This is a genomic window from Pedobacter agri PB92 (assembly GCF_000258495.1).
Lineage (GTDB): Bacteria > Bacteroidota > Bacteroidia > Sphingobacteriales > Sphingobacteriaceae > Pedobacter > Pedobacter agri.
This window is the reverse complement of record NZ_AJLG01000053.1, coordinates 1-16928: the sequence shown is the minus strand read 5'-3', so window position 1 is coordinate 16928 and position 16928 is coordinate 1. Positions and strand designations below refer to the sequence as shown.

Here is a 16928-nt window from a genome sequence, read left to right as displayed (position 1 = left end):
TATTTACAAGATTTAACCTTGATCGGATTTATACATTCTTTGCTCTATGGGCTGATAATATTCATGCAAACTCGCCGGAACCCTCGCATTATACCCAATAATTTGCCTTAAATCTGCAGCTAAAGTTTCACCAAACTCATAGCCTAAATAGCGAGGATAATCAAACTGTTGTTTAATATAAGGTTTTGTAAAACCGAGCGTCAGCGCACGACGTACCTTTCGGGTATAATTTATACCTCCTGCATGCCAAAGATTAGAATCAAACAAAATAATACTGCCTTTTTTAGCTATTGCTTGCTGAGCATATGATTTGAAGTATTTTTCGTCTGGCCGGCGATCTAATTTATGAGAACCTGAAAGAAAATGTGTTGCGCCATTGAACAGTGTGAAGTCATCAAGAACAACGATCATTTGAATCATAATTTTGTTCTCACTCGAAAATGTTCTCACATCTCTATGAATATTTTGAATATATGTTTTTGTTTTTTTAGAATTAATTACACCATTGATGCCATTCAAAATATAATTGCCACCAAGAAAATCTTTAAGCTCTCGATGGCAATAAAGTTTACTTAACAGTTCCAATGAAAAGTTGTCTTTTTCAAGCAAGTGATGTAATGTGCCCTCCATATTTACTTCAATGCCATTTAACATTTGAATTTCTCGTCTTATATGGTAAGATGAATCGAAAGCTGCTGTAACATCAGATATTAACCTTTGACTGATTGCTTTTTCATAAACTACCCAGCCATATTCATCAATAGCCTGCCTGAAATCTGCTAGGGTTGCTCGTTTGTAAATAAATGTATTCTTCACAATTCAAGGAATTTTAAGATGATTAAATTGATTGATTTAGTCGATTGAGTTTATCTATATCATTTGGCTCCAATTTATTTTGGATAAAGTGTTATCTAGCGAAACTTATAATTGCTAATGAACTGAGGGGCGGGTTACAATGGTTTAGCAATTGAAGCTTAATCCATCTATTTCAAAGAAAACTACGATCTAATTATACTGACACCCCGGCATCTTCAAGCAATTATTAGTTTATTTCTTCAGCGTAAAAAAGAATTGAAATTCATTTATATTAGTAATGCATTATGAAACGTAACTTAAAGTAGATGGTTATGAATAAAAACTTCTCAAAAGTGATGAGTGTATTGCGTCAGAGTAATATTTTAGCAACGTTGTGGCATAACGTTCTATTAGGATATTTTCCTAACATTTTACTGATCATCTGTAAGCGTACAAAGGTTGTCATTCATCGAACCGCTCAGGTAACCATAAAAAATAAGATTCAGGTTGGTTCTGCCTGGGAAGGTACCAACCATAGCTTTTCAACTTTAATGGTTGCTGAAAATGCTAAAATGATCGTTCACGGAAACTTTGATTTTCACACGGGAATTTTCATTGCCGTTAATAAGAATGCCATTCTTGAAATTGGAAGCGGATACACTAATAATGATGTTGATATTTCGTGTTTTAAATCTATTAAAATTGGAAACAATGTTGCCATCTCAAAAGGGGTAATTATCAGAGATTCTGATAACCATGAAATCGGAAACGACGGAAATGATATCAGTAAGCCTATCGAAATAGGCGATAACGTTTGGATTGGATTACGAGCAATTATTCTAAAAGGTGTTAAAATAGGAAACGGATCTATCATTGCCGCCGGTGCCTTAGTTAATAAAGATGTTCCGGCAAATTGTTTGGCAGCAGGAGTTCCAGCTATGATAATTAAGGAGAATATTAGTTGGAAATAGAATGCAATTAGTAAAAATATAAATTATTTAGGAAGCAACCTTCATTATTTTTAGCATTTGAGCATTAACCAAATTCACATCGAACTTCCTTTCGGCAAATAACCTGCCGTTCCGGCCATTTAAAATAATATCAGTTGGATTGGAAAGGTAGTGCATCATCGAACCTGCCAGTGCTGCAATATCCCTAACAGGTATCAGAAAGCCATTCCTATTATCAGGTAAATCGGTTACAGTTTCCCTACAGCCGACAGAATTACATGTTATTACAGGTCTTCCCATAGCCATGCCTTCCAGTAAACATCGTGGTACTCCTTCTCCATAATATGACGGTAAAACAATTACTGATGCACCTCTAATATATGGCTTCACATCATTTACCAATCCTAAATAGCTAATAACCTCACCAGATTTGATTTTATCAAAAAGATCCTCAGAAATTGAATCTATATTGTTATAGTGCGGCATTATTTCAATGTGATTATATATGCATAGGTACTAATGGAAAATCTAAGGCTATAATTGGTACAACGGCCAGCAAACTCATAGTTGCATCACCCGTACCAGTAGTAAGTATTCCTAGTACACGATCATCTAAAAAATTGACTCAGGTGTGTTATGCCAGCAACATGGTAAATTATCAAAAAGAAATCAGGAAGGTAATCACTTTCGCGGAGCCACTGGATGCCTCGATAATTATGTTGCATATTGTTAATGCAAAAGAAAATCTTCCGAAAGCAATAGCAATAGAAACCAAACTTTTAAAAAAAACGGAGCGAATTGTTAAGGTAAAATATTTAAAACGAAATTTAGAACAGACTTTATGTGACGATATTAATACCGCAGTAAAAAAAATTAAACCAGGACTTATGGTATTCTTTATTCATCGGTCTCAACCTTATTGGAATGCCATGTTTCATCCTTCCAATATTAAGCCCTTTTCCTTTTATGCAAAAATTCCGATTCTGAGTTTCAAAAAGTAATTACTTAGAGATAGCCGGATTTAATGATGAGTCGATTTTATCAATTCGCTAGATGATCAAATGCCGGCAGCCGAAATTAGACGAATCAGTATGATTCTCTTTGTCATCAAAACCGAGAATTATGCTTCATGTTTCGATAGACAAAAAAAAGAGGCTTATGCCTCTTTCTTGTATTCATCACAGCATATATTACGCTTTTGTTGCGCTATTTTCTGAGCTGATTTTTTAATTGCTTGTTTATGCGCTCCAATACGTCGTCGATATCAAAAGGTTTACTGATATAGTCGTTCGCAAAAGCAGCTATAGCTTTTTGTTCACTATTATTTTGAGCAGACATTACTATAATCGGAATGTGTTTGGTGAAAATATCTGTTTTCAAATCTTCACAAATTTCAGCACCATTACCATCAGGCAACATTACGTCTAATAAAAAAAGATCAGGCATCGCATCCTGAATGTTTTTTTTCAACTCGGCAAATGAAGAAGATAGCTGTAATTCAAAACCTTCCTCTTTTAATAAAATTTCAATTACATTTCTTATTTCCTGATCGTCTTCTAAGATGTGTATTCGTTTAGTTTCCATATTCAAATTATATCGTTTTGGTTTATGTGTACTTTTCAATTCTACACAATAGTTACAGTAACACCTAAACTTTCTAAATGTTTTACTATTTGTTCAGAAATTCCTTTATCGGTTATGATATGGTCTATTTCATCAAGACCGCAAATCTTACCGAATCCTCTTTTTCCAAATTTTGTTGAATCCGCAAGCACAACTGTTTTTTGAGAAGCATTAATCATTTTTCTATTCAAGTGGGCCTCCATTGCATTTGTGGTGGTAAGTCCGTAATCCAGGTCAATTCCATCAACACCCAAAAATAATTTGTTGAAATAAAAATCACCTAGAATCTGTTCTGCATATGAACCCATAACAGACGAGGAACTTTTTCTTAATAAGCCACCTAGTTGTATAACTTCAATACTTGGTTCACGCATTAATTCTAAAGCAACGTTCAAAGCCGAGGTTACAACAGTTAAAGTTGTACCAGATGGAATATTTTTAGCGAAATAAAAAACCGTGGTTCCAGATGCAATTACTATTGAATCGTTTTCGTTTAGTAAGGAAACAGCGGCTAACCCTATTTTATTTTTTTCAGTAGATTGTATTTTTTCCTTTTCGTTTACCGGTCTGTCTACTGTATATGGATTGTTTATTGTTGCACCACCATGAGTTCTAAACAGCAATGTCTTATCTTCAAGAAGTTTTAAATCCTTTCTTATTGTTACAGATGATACTTTCAACTCCTTACACAAATCAACAACATTGATGTATTGATCTCTCTGTAAGCGATTTAAAATAAACTGGTGCCTTTCAGCTAAATTCATCATAAACTATACTCTTTATTTAAGCTGCAAAATAGCAAATTAAATTCTCAAAACGGATGGTGTGAATTATTTAATCTTTTTTTAACATAGTTATTGTATTATTTCGAAAAGGATTATTTATACTTGCGTATTGTTTCGTTTTATTATTTTTATAAAGTAAATGAAAAGACTACACCAATATAACCTTACAAACAACGGCATGTGGGACATCATCATTATTGGTGGTGGCGCTACGGGACTAGGTACAGCACTCGATGCCGTTACCCGAGGTTTGAAAACTTTATTAATAGAACAATCGGATTTTGCTAAAGGAACATCAAGCCGGAGTACAAAACTTGTTCACGGTGGTGTAAGATATCTGGCACAGGGTGATATTGGTTTGGTTAAACATGCACTTCTTGAAAGGGGTTTGCTGCAAAAAAACGCCCAGCATCTGGTAAATAAAGAAGAATTTATTATCCCGTGTTATGATTGGTTCTCAGTAGCCAAATATTTAACCGGACTAACTATCTACGATTGGCTGGCGGGAAAATTTAGCTTCGGAAAATCGAAATACTTTTCCAAAAAACAAACTTTGGGCATGATGCCCGGTATTAACGAAAAAGGTTTAAAGGGCAGTGTTCGTTACTATGACGGAAAATTCGATGACGCCAGACTTGCCATCAACATCGCACAAACAGCGATTGAGCAAGGCGCTGTATTATGTAACTATACGAAAGTAACGGCACTACTCAAAAATTCTGATGGTGGAGTGAATGGTGTGGAGCTGCTCGATACAATTACAGGTGAAACATCGCAACAACATGCAAAAGTTGTAATTAATGCCACCGGAGTTTTTGTTGATGATATCCTGAAGATGAACAATCCAAATTCAAAAAAAATGGTTCGGCCAAGTCAGGGTGTACATGTTGTTTTGGATAAAAGCTTTTTAGAAAGCGAATCGGCACTTATGATTCCTAAAACTTCTGATGGCAGAGTGCTTTTTGCAGTGCCCTGGCATCAACATCTATTAGTAGGCACTACTGACACTCCCCTGAATGAACATAGTTTAGAGCCAAGAGCATTAAAAGAAGAAGTAGACTTTATTATGGCAACTGCTGCTTCATACTTTAAAACAAAACCAGTAGAAAAAGATATTTTAAGTGTGTTTTCAGGATTACGGCCCCTTGCCGCCCCTACCAATGGTGATAGCAGCAGTACCAAGGAAATTAGCCGGGATCATAAATTGGTGGTGTCAGCCAAAGGTTTGATTACAATAACCGGTGGCAAATGGACTACGTATCGAAGAATGGCAGAAGAAACTGTAGATCTGGCGATAATGCATGCTAATTTAAGCGCCAATCCTTGCATTACGAAAACGTTGAAAATTCATGGCAGTATGGAGACCAAAGGAAATCATCATCTTGATATTTACGGAACAGATAGGGCAAATATCGAAAAGCTGGGTCAACAGGAACCCGAACTAAATGAAAAACTTCATCCAGCTTTTCCTCATATTAAAGCAGAGGTGGTTTGGTCTGCAAGAAATGAAATGGCAGAAACAATCGAAGACATTTTAAGCAGGAGATTAAGAATACTATTTATAGACGCCTACGCTGCTAAAGAGATGGCACCAGTTGTGGCTTCGCTTCTCGCCAAAGAACTTAAGCAACAAATTAGTTGGGAAAACGATCAGATCAATAATTTTAATAATTTAGCCAATGGCTATATATATCAATCGGTAGAAATTGAAACACAACCGGCTTTAGCCAAATAAAACTAACCAAATCAATTATGAGCAAGTATATCATGTCCCTTGATCAGGGAACCACAAGTTCGAGGGCGATCATTTTTAATCATAACGGCGAAATTGTTGCCATTGCACAGAAAGAATTTACCCAGATTTATCCTCAGGCAGGCTGGGTAGAACACAATCCATTAGAGATCTGGTCTACACAATTATCGGTAGCAGCAGAAGTGATTGTTAAAGCTGGTCTTTCAGCTACCGATATCGATTCTATAGGAATCACTAATCAGCGGGAAACTACCGTTGTCTGGGATCGGGAAACCGGCCTACCTGTTTATAACGCTATTGTTTGGCAAGATAGAAGAACGTCATCTTATTGTGACGAAATTAAGGCTCAGGGTTTAGCAAAAAAAATTCAAGATAAGACTGGTTTGATTATCGATTCATATTTTTCTGCGACCAAAGCAAAATGGATACTGGAGAATGTGGAAGGCGCAAGGGAGAAAGCGGATGCCGGAAAACTCGCTTTTGGCACTATAGATTCGTGGCTGATATGGAAATTAACTGGTGGCGAAAAGCACGTCACTGATGTAACCAATGCTTCACGTACAATGATCTATAACATTCATAATTTGGCCTGGGATGATGAATTGTTGACACTATTTGGTATTCCTAAAAGTATGCTACCTGAAGTTAAATCATCAAGCGAAGTATATGGGGAAACAGCTGGTAGAATTTTAGCAGCAAAAATTCCAATCGCAGGTATTGCTGGCGACCAACAGTCTGCATTATTTGGACAAATGTGTACTGAAGTAGGGATGGTAAAAAATACCTACGGAACAGGATGTTTTATGCTTATGAATATCGGAACAGAGCCAAAACTTTCTGCGAATAACTTGCTTACCACCATTGCTTGGCAGATCAAAGATCAGGTTAATTATGCGCTAGAAGGAAGTATATTTATTGGTGGTGCTGTTGTTCAGTGGCTGAGAGATGAAATGGGTTTGATATCGAAATCGGCAGATGTAGAAACATTAGCACAAAAAGTTAAAGATACTGATGGAGTTTACGTGGTTCCGGCTTTTGCAGGTTTGGGTGCGCCACACTGGAACCAGCATGCCAGAGGAACGATCACCGGATTAACGCGTGGCACTAATAAGTCGCATATTGCCCGGGCAGCTTTAGAGAGTATTGCTTTCCAAACCATGGATGTGTTAAAAGCAATGGAAGCTGATGCAGGGGTAAATATTGCTGAATTACGGGTAGATGGTGGTGCTACGGCGAATAACTTATTGATGCAGTTTCAGGCAGATCTGCTTAACTGCAAAGTTATTCGCCCGGAAATTACCGAAGTAACCGCTCTAGGGGCAGCCTATTTGGCTGGTTTAGCAACGGGCTTTTGGGATAGCATTGATCAGATACGTTCTCAGTGGAATGCCGACAAAACATTTGTAGCAGAAGATGGAATTGATAATACATCTCGTATTAAGGGATGGAACAGAGCTATAAAAGCAGCAAAGGCAAGCGCTGAAGATTAATTTTTTAGTTTAGATTTTAACCAGATATTCATCATGACAGAATTTGTTGCAGAATTTTTCGGCACAGCGCTACTCATCCTTCTTGGAAACGGTGTTGTAGCAAACGTTGTGCTTACAGGCACGAAAGGAAATAATAGCGGTTGGATTGTAATTACTACGGCCTGGGCGTTAGCAGTATTTGTTGGTGTTGTTATTGCAGCGCCATTTAGTGGTGCACATTTAAATCCGGCGGTTACCATTGCCCTGGCAATCGCACAAAAATTTCATTGGGTAAAAGTTCCATACTACATTTTAGCACAGCTTTGCGGTGCTATGGTTGGTTCATTTTTAGTTTGGGTGATGTATAAAGATCACTTCGATGCTACGGATGATAAAGGACTTAAAGCAGCTCCGTTTGCCACAGCTCCGGCAATAAGAAATTTGAAATCGAATTTATTTTCGGAGATACTGGGAACCTTTGTGCTGATTTTTGTGATCTTCTATTTTACCAATGCCGAAATGGGAAGCGATAAAACGCCGATAGGTTTAGGTTCACTTGGTGCAATTCCCGTAGCGTTCCTGGTTTGGGTTATCGGACTGGCGCTTGGCGGCACTACCGGGTACGCAATTAATCCCGTTCGTGATTTAGGCCCACGTATTATTCATGCCATTATTCCCATGAAGGGCAAAGGCTCCAGCGATTGGGGCTATTCATGGGTTCCGATTGTTGGGCCAATCATTGGAGCCACACTTGCAGCACTGCTATACCTCTCCTTAAATTTATAGAACGAAAAACTCCATTGCAGCAAACAATGGAGTTTTTCATTTAAATTGAGATGAACAAAAACTTAAATAGTATCGATAAGCAACTAATCGAAAACAGCGTTTAATTATTATATTTGGATATCACGATTCGTTTTCTAATCAAACATCATTCATCTTGCAAGATTATTTCCTTTTTATAGATACTGAAACCTCAGGCTTGCCCAAAAGCTGGAAAGTATCTTATACTCAGGATAAAAATTGGCCCCATATCATTCAGATCGCATGGGTGGTATATGATAAAAATTTCATTGAGGTAGATCGGAAAAACTATTTTATTGAAAATGATGGCTTCAAGATCGAAAAGTCATCTCAAAAAATACACCACATTACTACAGAATATCTTCAAGCAAACGGAAAGCCGAGAGCATTCGTTATGAATGCATTTCATGAGGATATCAAAAAATATAAACCATTGACCATTGGTCATTTCGTGGAGTTTGATTATCACATGATAAATGTAGAATTCCAACGATTGGGCATTGTTAATGTGCTGCAAAACCTAACGTTATTTTGCACGATGAAAGCGAGCAAACCTTATGTTCGAAATCCTGAAGTTGAACTTTTGAAGCTTAACCAGTTTTATTTCGAACTGTTTAACGAAGAACCTAAAGATTTTCATAACGCCTTATCTGATGCATTAAACACTGCAAAAATTTTCTTTCATCTATTTCGAACTGGAGAAGTTAACTTCGAAAAAATTGAGGCGCAACAAAATGAAATTGCGATACCAGCCGCTTCTGATAAAAATAACTCTGTTAAGAAACTGATTAGTCGATTATTTTCTATTTAATTTATGAGCGATAAATTGACATTTCTAAAAAATACTGCTCCCTTTAATGGATTGCCTGAAAATGTGCAGGTTGAAATCTCCACTCTTTTAGAAGAACGCTCCTATCCTATTGAAACGAAAGTATTTGAACAAGGAATTCAAAAACTCAAAGGCATTCAAATAATTGAAACAGGTAATTTCGAGACTTTTTTTCTTGATCATAATAAAGCCAAAAGAAAACCAGAAACTTATTTGGCCGGCTCAATCTGTGGCGGGATTTCAATTTTATTTAACAAAAGAAAGTCGTTAAAAACCGTAATTGCAACAGCCGGAACCCACACCTATTTTTTACCTCGGAAAGATTTTAAAAGAATATGTACGGAATATGAGGAGTTTTTCGATTTTTTCGCCAACGATTTCGGCAAGCGAATGCTTGATGATGAGTATGCTCATTTTTACCGAAATAACAGCACTTTAGAGGATAATTATTTGGTTGTTGATCAACTGTATTCCTCTACTATAAAAAGTGTGAGCTACAGAAATATCATCGAAAGCCATGAATCTACCCCGATTTTCGAGGTAGCAAAAAAAATGTCCGAGCAAAAAACAAGTTGCCTGTTTGTTACCAACAACGAAAACCAGTTTATCGGCTTTGTTACTGATATTACTTTACGAGATCGAGTGATTGCCGGACAAATTAGCTCCAAAGAACCGATTAGTAGTGTAATGGATGATGAAATCGTTAGCATATCTGCTGATGCTTATGTTTATGAAGCTATTTTATTGATGTTTAGTAGTAAGTCTAGATATTTACTGGTGGAAGATGACGGGAAGTTTGTTGGCTTTTTAAGCCGAAACAGATTGCTCAGTGAACAAACAAAGTCTCCACTGGTATTCATTCAATCCGTAAAATCGGCTACTAACATTGACGAGCTAAAATCTAAATGGCAAAAAGTTCCAGGCATAGTTGCCCAATTATTAGAAAGAGGTGTACATGCCGAAATCGTCAATCAGGTGATTACAACAATTGCTGATACCATTTCTAACAAAATTATTGAAGATGTAATTCGTAAACTTGGTCCACCGCCAGCAAAATTTGTATTTATGGTTTTAGGAAGTGAAGGAAGGAAAGAACTTTCGCTTAAAACAGATCAGGATAATGCGATTATCTACGAAGATACATCAGAAGATCAAAGGGCTATGGTACGTACTTATTTTCTAGACTTTGCCACACAGGTTTCAGATAAGTTAAACTACGTTGGTTTCGTATATTGCGATGGCGACTACATGGCAACCAATCCGAATTGGACGCATTCATTATCACACTGGAAATACAATTACAAAAATTGGATTGAAGAAGCCTTACCAGAAGCTGCTGTAAAGTTTGCTGCTTTTTTCGATTGCCGGGCGATTTACGGAGATTTAGAAATTATGCAAAACCTCAGGGAATTTGTTGATGAAGAACTTAAAAAGCCAATTGAAAAATTCTACGTGTATCTGGCAAAAAATGCGCTACTATATGAACCACCATTAACCTATTTCAGGAATATCAAAACGCAGAAGATAGAAAGTAAGGAAGTATTTGATATTAAAACAGCAATGACTCCAATTGTAGACTTGGTTCGTGTTTATGCCTTACAAAACCGAATTTTTCAACGTGAAAATACAGGTGAACGATTAAGGCAACTGAAGGATTTAGGTGTGTTTAATCAAACGCAGTATAACGAGCTAACGCAATCCTATTATTATTTGATGGGATTGCGATTGAAAAACCAGGCCGATCAGATTATCAAACATCAGGTAAGCCCGAATAATTTAATTGAGATCAATAACCTTACAAAAATTGAAAAGGTAACCTTGATTGAGATTTTCAAAACCATTCTGAACTTCCAAAGCGGTATCAAGATGAAATTTACCAATAGCCTCATTTAACAAAAAAGGGAACCAAATTGGTTCCCTTTTTTAATATCATAATCGCCGATGGCGAGAATTTCTATTTTACTGCATCAATTACAGCTTTGAAAGCTTCTGGGTGATTCATTGCTAAATCAGCCAATACTTTACGGTTTAAACCGATTTCTTTTGAAGCAAGTTTACCGATTAATTGAGAGTAAGAAATACCGTGCTGACGAGCACCTGCATTAATACGTTGGATCCATAATCCGCGGAATTCTCTTTTCTTAACTTTACGGTCACGGTATGCATATTGCAAACCTTTTTCTACTGTGTTTTTAGCAACCGTAAAAACTTTACTTCTTGCTCCCCAATAACCTTTTGCAAGGTTAAGGACTTTTTTCCTTCTTCTTCTCGAAGCTACTGCGTTTACCGAACGTGGCATGTTGTTGTTGTTTTTTGGTAAGCGGCGTTCATTTAAGAATCTTTAATGCCTGATACCTGGTGAATTAATAAATTACTTTCCGATACAAAGCATACGTTTAACGTTACCTGAATCTGCATCTGTTACAATTCCTGCATTTCCAAGAGCACGTTTACGTTTAGTACTCATCTTTGTTAAGATGTGACTTTTGTATGCTTTGTTTCTTTTGATTTTACCTGTTCCAGTAAGCGAAAAACGCTTTTTAGCACTGGAATTGGTTTTCATTTTTGGCATAACCTGTTTTTTAATTTATAAACCTATTTTTATTTTTTTGTCTACTTTAGGCGCAACTGTAAGGAACATACGTTTACCTTCTAACTTTGGTAATAACTCTACTTTTCCTACATCTTCCAAAGCCTGGGCAAACTTTAATAATAAAATCTCACCCTGCTCTTTGTAAACAATTGCTCTACCTTTGAAATGCACATAAGCCCTAACCTTCTCACCATTCTCTAAAAAGCTTACTGCATGTTTCAGTTTAAACTGGAAATCATGGTCGTTTGTATTCGGACCAAAACGAATCTCCTTAATTACAGTTTGCTTAGCATTGGCTTTAATTTCCTTTTGCTTTTTCTTTTGCTCATAAACGAACTTACTGTAATCGATAATTCTACAAACGGGTGGTACTGCATTTGGAGAAATTTCTACCAAATCCAATTCCAGTTCATCAGCAAGTGCCAAAGCTTTTGCCAAAGGATAAATCCCCGGTTCAACATTATCGCCAGCCAAACGCACTTCAGGCGATTTAATGTACTGATTAATGTTATGTTCTGCTTCTTTTTTCTTAAAAGGCGGACGTGGTCCCCTGTTAAATCCTGGTCTTCCTAATGCCAAATTTGTATTATTTAATTTAAACTGTTATTTCTTTTCTTAATAAATTGTTGAATTCCTCCAACGTCATTTCGCCCAAATCACCCTCACCATGTTTACGAACTGAAACTTTATCTTCAGCCATCTCTTTATCGCCGATAATGAGCATGTATGGGATCTTTTTAACTTCAGCATCGCGGATTTTTCGTCCGATTTTCTCGTCACGAAAGTCAATCAGCCCGCGAATATCGGAATTATTTAGTTCATCTAAAACTTTTTTTGCATAATCTTCATATTTTTCTGAAATAGGAAGAATGATAAACTGTTCAGGACTCAACCATAATGGGAAATTTCCGGCACAATGCTCAATTAAAACAGCAATAAATCTTTCCAGTGAACCAAAAGGCGCCCGGTGGATCATTACTGGTCTGTGCTTCTGGTTATCGCTACCTGTGTATTCTAATTCGAAACGCTCTGGCAAGTTATAATCAACCTGAATGGTACCTAATTGCCATTTTCTACCTAAAGCATCTTTCACCATAAAATCTAGCTTCGGGCCATAAAAAGCCGCTTCGCCATATTCTACAACAGTATTTAGGCCTTTCTCGGCAGCTGCTTCGATAATTGCATTTTCAGATAATTTCCAGTTTTCATCAGAACCAATATATTTCGCTTTGTTCTCCGGATCTCTTAACGAAATCTGAGCAGTATAGTTTTCAAAACCTAAGGATTTAAATACGTAAAGCACTAAATCTATAACTTTCTTAAACTCTTCTTTCACTTGTTCTGGCATACAGAATAAGTGTGCATCATCCTGAGTAAAGCCACGTACACGGGTTAAACCATGCAATTCACCGCTTTGTTCGTAACGATATACGGTACCAAATTCTGCAAAACGAACCGGAAGATCTTTGTAAGAACGCGGTTTTGTTTTATAAATCTCACAGTGGTGAGGGCAATTCATTGGTTTTAAGAAGAACTCCTCTCCCTCTTGCGGGGTTTTTATAGGCTGGAATGAATCTTTGCCATATTTTTCCCAGTGACCAGAAGTTACATATAGGTTTTTGTGTCCGATGTGTGGCGTTACAACCTGCTCATAACCAGCTTTAGCTTGTGCTTTGGTTAAAAAATTAACCAAACGTTCACGCAAAGCAGTTCCTTTTGGCAACCACAATGGTAAACCCATTCCTACTTTTTCAGAAAAAGCAAATAACTCAAGCTCTTTACCTAATTTGCGGTGATCACGTTTTTTAGCTTCTTCGATCATCGCTAAATATTCAGTTAGTTCACTAGCCTTAGGAAAAGTTACCCCGTAAATGCGTGTCAACTGTTTTTTAGTTTCGTCACCTCTCCAATAAGCGCCGGCCACGTTCATCAGTTTTACTGCCTTAATAAAACCGGTATTTGGAATGTGCGGACCTCGACATAAATCGGTAAACTGACCTTGAGTATAGAAAGTGATTTTTCCGTCTTCCAGACCATCAATCAAATCCAGTTTATACTCATCGCCTTTTTCTGTAAAATATTTAACTGCATCAGCTTTTCTTACGCTTTCACGTATAAAAGTTTCCTTTTGTTTAGCCAACTCAATTATTTTAGTTTCAATTGCCTTGAAATCATCTGATGAGAATTCTTTATCGCCAAAATCTACATCATAATAAAAACCGGTTTCAATTGCCGGACCGATACCAAATTTAGTACCTGGATAAAGCGCTTCTAAAGCTTCGGCCATTAAGTGGGCAGATGAATGCCAGAATGTTGATTTTCCAGCAGTATCATTCCAGGTTAATAGCTTAACAGAAGAATCTGCTTCGATTGGGCGTGTGGAATCCCAAACTTCGCCATTTACCTCGGCAGCTAAAACGTTTCGGGCTAAACCCTCAGAAATTGATAATGCAATTTGATGGGCGGAAGTGCCCTTCTCGTACTGACGGACAGATCCATCAGGTAATGTAATATTAATCATCTACAACTATGATTTGTTCCTTGTTCTTTTGTTTAAGATTCGGAACGGTTTAAAAAATAATTAGTTCTAATCACATACAAAGTGATTTTTAATTACCGCGAAGATAGGGAAATTTCTTCTACGAATTAATCGTGTATTTAATTTTATCCATGCCAACTCCTTCTGAAATCAAAAAAAGCCTGTCCGATAAGATCGAACAGGCTCAAAATAAGTTAAATGTTATGTTTAGAATGGTCCACCGCCAATTACAACGGCTCTACCACCACCAAAATTACCGCCTGGTCTGTTATTTCTGAAACGTTTCATCATGTTATCCATTTTAGTTTTGTAGTCTGCCTCGGTAATTAACTTAGCCTTTTTAGGCGCAGTAACATCTTTAGCACTTACGCCTCTATACTCAATGCTTTTTGCTATCGTACTATTACCTCTACCTTCAATGGCTAATACCGCACCTTCAGTCCACATTTTTGGGTTTGGTGAAAAATTGAAACCCAAATCATTGGTATACCAAATGTGGGTTTCTTCGGTTACATCACGCTCTACATCTAAGATTTTTACCGATCTGGTTGATTTAACAATGGCTTCTTTACAATCGAAACCAATGATTTTTTTTGTGGCATCCGTTTTAACAACTTCAATTCTTGGAGGAACAACGGGTTTAGCGTTTGCGGTATCTCCGGAATTTCTACCACCCATTCTAAACGAACCAATAGGACCAGAAGTTGATAATTCCAGTTTACTTGGCATATAATAAGTTGTATCGTTTAAATCAAAAACCTCACTTAATTTCTGATCAGCAAAGGAATAATAATATTCTCTATTGCCACCAGCTCCGCCAAAGCGCATCATCATCCGGCCCATTCCGCCGCCGCCACCTCCACCGTTGCTATCTTCAGTTTCTTCAACAGGCATGTAGCTGGCATTAGTTGCATTAAAAAGCAATTCGAAATTCGATTTACTGCTTGAAGGCATTCTTGCTTTCATTTGGTCTGGAATCTGCATTCCACTTGCAGCAGCCATCGCTGCAGGGTCAACTGTATTTTCAAATTGAATAGCTCCCGAAGTTTTCTTTTGTGCATCTGCAACAGATACCAAAGTGAACACACTAAATAGCGCTAAGAATATTTTTTTCATCTTTTTTATATTTGATTTTTAGGTGATGAAGCCCCATGGTTTTATTTAAAAGTTAATTTTTATAAACCACGATGGTTTCATTGTATATGTTTTGTTCGTGTTTGAATCAAAATTCTGAAAAAGGTTTAATAAGGGTATAGATTTAACCTAAATGTTGTTAATATCGTTGGCACACATACCATAATAGTTATTAAGCCTAGTACTCAGTACTTTCTAACCAACCATTGCATAAAACATCGGCAATATGCATGGTTTTAATTGGGAGCTTATTTTTATCGATGTAACCCTGAAGATGTAAAAGACAAGATAGATCTGTAGAAATAATATAATCGGCTTGTTGAGCAAGCGCATGATTTACCTTTTGCTCTGCCATGGCAGAAGAGATTGCATCGAATTTCACAGCGAATGTACCACCAAAACCACAACACATATCATTATCGGCAAGTTCGAGCATTTCCAAACCATGTACTTTTGATAAAAGCTGGCGAGGTTCATCTTTGATTTTGCACTCGCGTAAAGCGCTGCAAGAATCGTGATAAACGGCTTTACCTTCTAATTCTGCTCCGAAATAATCCTTTTTAGCTACGTTAATTAAAAAATCTGAAAGCTCCCAGATGTTTGATTGCAGACTGCGACACTTATTGTGAACGATTGTATTGGTAAATAAATCGTTATAACCGCCTTTTACCATTCCAACACAAGAAGCTGAAGGTGCAACCACGTAAGTGTTTTCTGTGAAATCGTTCAAAAATTTAGTGCCAACTTCTTTGGCTTCATCCCAGTAACCAGCGTTGTAGGCCGGCTGACCGCAACATGTTTGCTTGGAATTGTATTCCACCTTACATCCTGATTTTTCTAATAATCTTAACGTATTAAAAGCGGTTTCGGGATATAATTGGTCTACAAAACAGGGAACAAACAATTCTACTTTCATCAACAGGTATTCTTTAGCCTACAAACTTACACTTTTACTATTTCTTTGCGTTCGATTTTTTTCAAGAGCGCTAAAAACACCAAGCCAACTATAAAAAATGATGCCAAAGCGATAATAGAATAACGGATATTTCCGGTTAAATCTTCAATGTATGCAAAACTAAATAGACCGATTACGATGGCAAGCTTTTCAGTTACATCATAAAAACTAAAAAACGATGTACTGTCGGGCGTGTTTGTTGGCAAATATTTCGAATATGTGGAACGTGACAACGACTGGATTCCGCCCATGATTAATCCTACGATCGCCGCTAGGGAGTAAAATTGATATTCGTTGGTAATATTGTAGCCGTAAACACAACAACCAATCCAGATCAACACCACCATCATCAATACATTTACATTTCCCCATTTTTTTGCTAAAAATGACATCAGTAATGCACCTGGGATAGCTACCAGCTGAATAATCAGGATTACAGCGATTAGTTTAGCAGTTCCTAATTTTAACGTTTTTTCTGCGAAACCGGCAGCTGCTAACATAATGGTTTGAACACCCATAGAATAAAAGAAAAATGACAGCAAAAAACCTTTCAATTTCTTTATCAACTTTAATTGTTTCCAAACTTTAGTTAATTCGCTGAAACCATCTTTGATAATATTAGTCTTTACTTTTCCGGTTTGAGGCGTCCCATCGGGTAGCACCGCAAATGGTATCTGAGAAAAAGCAACCCACCAAAGG

Annotated in this window: 18 protein-coding genes; 7 read left to right on the top strand and 11 right to left on the bottom strand. The window is 37.0% G+C overall.

What is annotated here, in order from left to right; translation table 11 throughout:
- Positions 1 to 12: 12 nt before the first annotated feature.
- Entirely contained in the window at positions 13 to 816 is an 804-nt protein-coding gene (locus tag ON09_RS09830; protein WP_010600892.1) for a phytanoyl-CoA dioxygenase family protein, read from the bottom strand.
- Positions 817 to 1127: 311 nt separating this feature from the next.
- On the opposite strand from ON09_RS09830, the gene ON09_RS09825 reads away from it, so the two are divergent.
- Entirely contained in the window at positions 1128 to 1766 is a 639-nt protein-coding gene (locus tag ON09_RS09825; RefSeq protein WP_157258911.1) for an acyltransferase, read from the top strand.
- 27 nt (positions 1767 to 1793) lie between these two features.
- Here the strand turns inward: ON09_RS09825 and ON09_RS09820 are convergent, their stop codons facing one another.
- A complete protein-coding gene (locus tag ON09_RS09820) occupies positions 1794 to 2231 on the bottom strand; it encodes a glycosyltransferase (protein WP_010600890.1) in 438 nt (145 codons plus the stop codon).
- Here ON09_RS09820 and ON09_RS09815 point away from each other — a divergent pair.
- Complete coding sequence (locus ON09_RS09815; RefSeq protein ID WP_157258910.1) at positions 2204 to 2746, top strand: universal stress protein; 543 nt, start codon at positions 2204 to 2206, stop codon at positions 2744 to 2746. The two genes, ON09_RS09820 and ON09_RS09815, sit on opposite strands and share 28 nt — an antisense overlap.
- 205 nt (positions 2747 to 2951) lie before the next feature.
- Here ON09_RS09815 and ON09_RS09810 read toward each other — a convergent pair whose 3' ends face one another.
- Complete coding sequence (locus ON09_RS09810) at positions 2952 to 3329, bottom strand: response regulator transcription factor (RefSeq protein WP_010600888.1); 378 nt, start codon at positions 3327 to 3329, stop codon at positions 2952 to 2954.
- 41 nt (positions 3330 to 3370) lie between these two features.
- Positions 3371 to 4135: a DeoR/GlpR family DNA-binding transcription regulator gene (locus tag ON09_RS09805; protein WP_010600887.1), complete on the bottom strand. Its 765-nt coding sequence runs from the start codon at positions 4133 to 4135 to the stop codon at positions 3371 to 3373.
- Between the two features lie 157 nt (positions 4136 to 4292).
- On the opposite strand from ON09_RS09805, the gene ON09_RS09800 reads away from it, so the two are divergent.
- The 5 genes from ON09_RS09800 (at position 4293) to ON09_RS09780 (ending at position 10901) form a co-directional block, all read left to right on the top strand.
- Positions 4293 to 5888 carry a glycerol-3-phosphate dehydrogenase/oxidase gene (locus ON09_RS09800; RefSeq protein ID WP_039842146.1) on the top strand — a complete coding sequence of 532 codons (1596 nt, stop codon included), beginning with the start codon at positions 4293 to 4295 and terminating at the stop codon, positions 5886 to 5888.
- A gap of 17 nt (positions 5889 to 5905) precedes the next feature.
- Positions 5906 to 7396 carry a glycerol kinase GlpK gene (gene glpK, locus ON09_RS09795; protein WP_010600885.1) on the top strand — a complete coding sequence of 497 codons (1491 nt, stop codon included), beginning with the start codon at positions 5906 to 5908 and terminating at the stop codon, positions 7394 to 7396.
- Positions 7397 to 7429: 33 nt separating this feature from the next.
- Positions 7430 to 8161, top strand: a complete 732-nt coding sequence (locus ON09_RS09790; protein WP_010600884.1) for an MIP/aquaporin family protein — start codon at positions 7430 to 7432, stop codon at positions 8159 to 8161.
- A 154-nt stretch (positions 8162 to 8315) separates the two neighbouring features.
- Positions 8316 to 8990, top strand: a complete 675-nt coding sequence (locus tag ON09_RS09785; protein ID WP_010600883.1) for a 3'-5' exonuclease — start codon at positions 8316 to 8318, stop codon at positions 8988 to 8990.
- A 3-nt stretch (positions 8991 to 8993) separates the two neighbouring features.
- Positions 8994 to 10901: a DUF294 nucleotidyltransferase-like domain-containing protein gene (locus ON09_RS09780; RefSeq protein ID WP_010600882.1), complete on the top strand. Its 1908-nt coding sequence runs from the start codon at positions 8994 to 8996 to the stop codon at positions 10899 to 10901.
- Between the two features lie 61 nt (positions 10902 to 10962).
- Here the strand turns inward: ON09_RS09780 and rplT are convergent, their stop codons facing one another.
- The 7 genes from rplT to ON09_RS09745 form a co-directional block, all read right to left on the bottom strand.
- A complete protein-coding gene (rplT, locus tag ON09_RS09775; protein WP_010600881.1) occupies positions 10963 to 11307 on the bottom strand; it encodes a 50S ribosomal protein L20 in 345 nt (114 codons plus the stop codon).
- A 72-nt stretch (positions 11308 to 11379) separates the two neighbouring features.
- On the bottom strand, positions 11380 to 11580 hold the full coding sequence (gene rpmI, locus ON09_RS09770; protein WP_010600880.1) for a 50S ribosomal protein L35: 201 nt from the start codon (positions 11578 to 11580) through the stop codon (positions 11380 to 11382).
- A 15-nt stretch (positions 11581 to 11595) separates the two neighbouring features.
- On the bottom strand, positions 11596 to 12180 hold the full coding sequence (gene infC, locus ON09_RS09765) for a translation initiation factor IF-3 (RefSeq protein ID WP_010600879.1): 585 nt from the start codon (positions 12178 to 12180) through the stop codon (positions 11596 to 11598).
- Between the two features lie 16 nt (positions 12181 to 12196).
- Positions 12197 to 14122 (bottom strand): threonine--tRNA ligase, encoded by a 1926-nt coding sequence (gene thrS, locus ON09_RS09760; protein ID WP_010600878.1) that lies wholly within the window; start codon positions 14120 to 14122, stop codon positions 12197 to 12199.
- Between the two features lie 225 nt (positions 14123 to 14347).
- Complete coding sequence (locus ON09_RS09755) at positions 14348 to 15256, bottom strand: hypothetical protein (protein ID WP_010600877.1); 909 nt, start codon at positions 15254 to 15256, stop codon at positions 14348 to 14350.
- Between the two features lie 196 nt (positions 15257 to 15452).
- Positions 15453 to 16190, bottom strand: coding sequence for a (Fe-S)-binding protein (locus ON09_RS09750; RefSeq protein WP_010600876.1), 738 nt, complete (start codon positions 16188 to 16190; stop codon positions 15453 to 15455).
- Positions 16191 to 16216: 26 nt separating this feature from the next.
- The coding region (locus ON09_RS09745) for an MFS transporter (RefSeq protein ID WP_010600875.1) at positions 16217 to 16928 on the bottom strand (712 nt) is incomplete at its 5' end.

Bases quoted from the DNA above. Each gene is read 5' to 3' on its own strand.
- ON09_RS09790 (WP_010600884.1), top strand. From the start codon at position 7,430: ATGACAGAATTTGTTGCAGAATTTTTCGGCACAGCGCTACTCATCCTT.
- glpK (WP_010600885.1), top strand. From the start codon at position 5,906: ATGAGCAAGTATATCATGTCCCTTGATCAGGGAACCACAAGTTCGAGG.
- ON09_RS09800 (WP_039842146.1), top strand. From the start codon at position 4,293: ATGAAAAGACTACACCAATATAACCTTACAAACAACGGCATGTGGGAC.
- ON09_RS09810 (WP_010600888.1), bottom strand. From the start codon at position 3,329: ATGGAAACTAAACGAATACACATCTTAGAAGACGATCAGGAAATAAGA.
- ON09_RS09750 (WP_010600876.1), bottom strand. From the start codon at position 16,190: ATGAAAGTAGAATTGTTTGTTCCCTGTTTTGTAGACCAATTATATCCC.
- rplT (WP_010600881.1), bottom strand. From the start codon at position 11,307: ATGCCACGTTCGGTAAACGCAGTAGCTTCGAGAAGAAGAAGGAAAAAA.
- ON09_RS09755 (WP_010600877.1), bottom strand. From the start codon at position 15,256: ATGAAAAAAATATTCTTAGCGCTATTTAGTGTGTTCACTTTGGTATCT.
- ON09_RS09805 (WP_010600887.1), bottom strand. From the start codon at position 4,135: ATGATGAATTTAGCTGAAAGGCACCAGTTTATTTTAAATCGCTTACAG.
- thrS (WP_010600878.1), bottom strand. From the start codon at position 14,122: ATGATTAATATTACATTACCTGATGGATCTGTCCGTCAGTACGAGAAG.
- ON09_RS09820 (WP_010600890.1), bottom strand. From the start codon at position 2,231: ATGCCGCACTATAACAATATAGATTCAATTTCTGAGGATCTTTTTGAT.
- rpmI (WP_010600880.1), bottom strand. From the start codon at position 11,580: ATGCCAAAAATGAAAACCAATTCCAGTGCTAAAAAGCGTTTTTCGCTT.
- ON09_RS09825 (WP_157258911.1), top strand. From the start codon at position 1,128: ATGAATAAAAACTTCTCAAAAGTGATGAGTGTATTGCGTCAGAGTAAT.
- ON09_RS09780 (WP_010600882.1), top strand. From the start codon at position 8,994: ATGAGCGATAAATTGACATTTCTAAAAAATACTGCTCCCTTTAATGGA.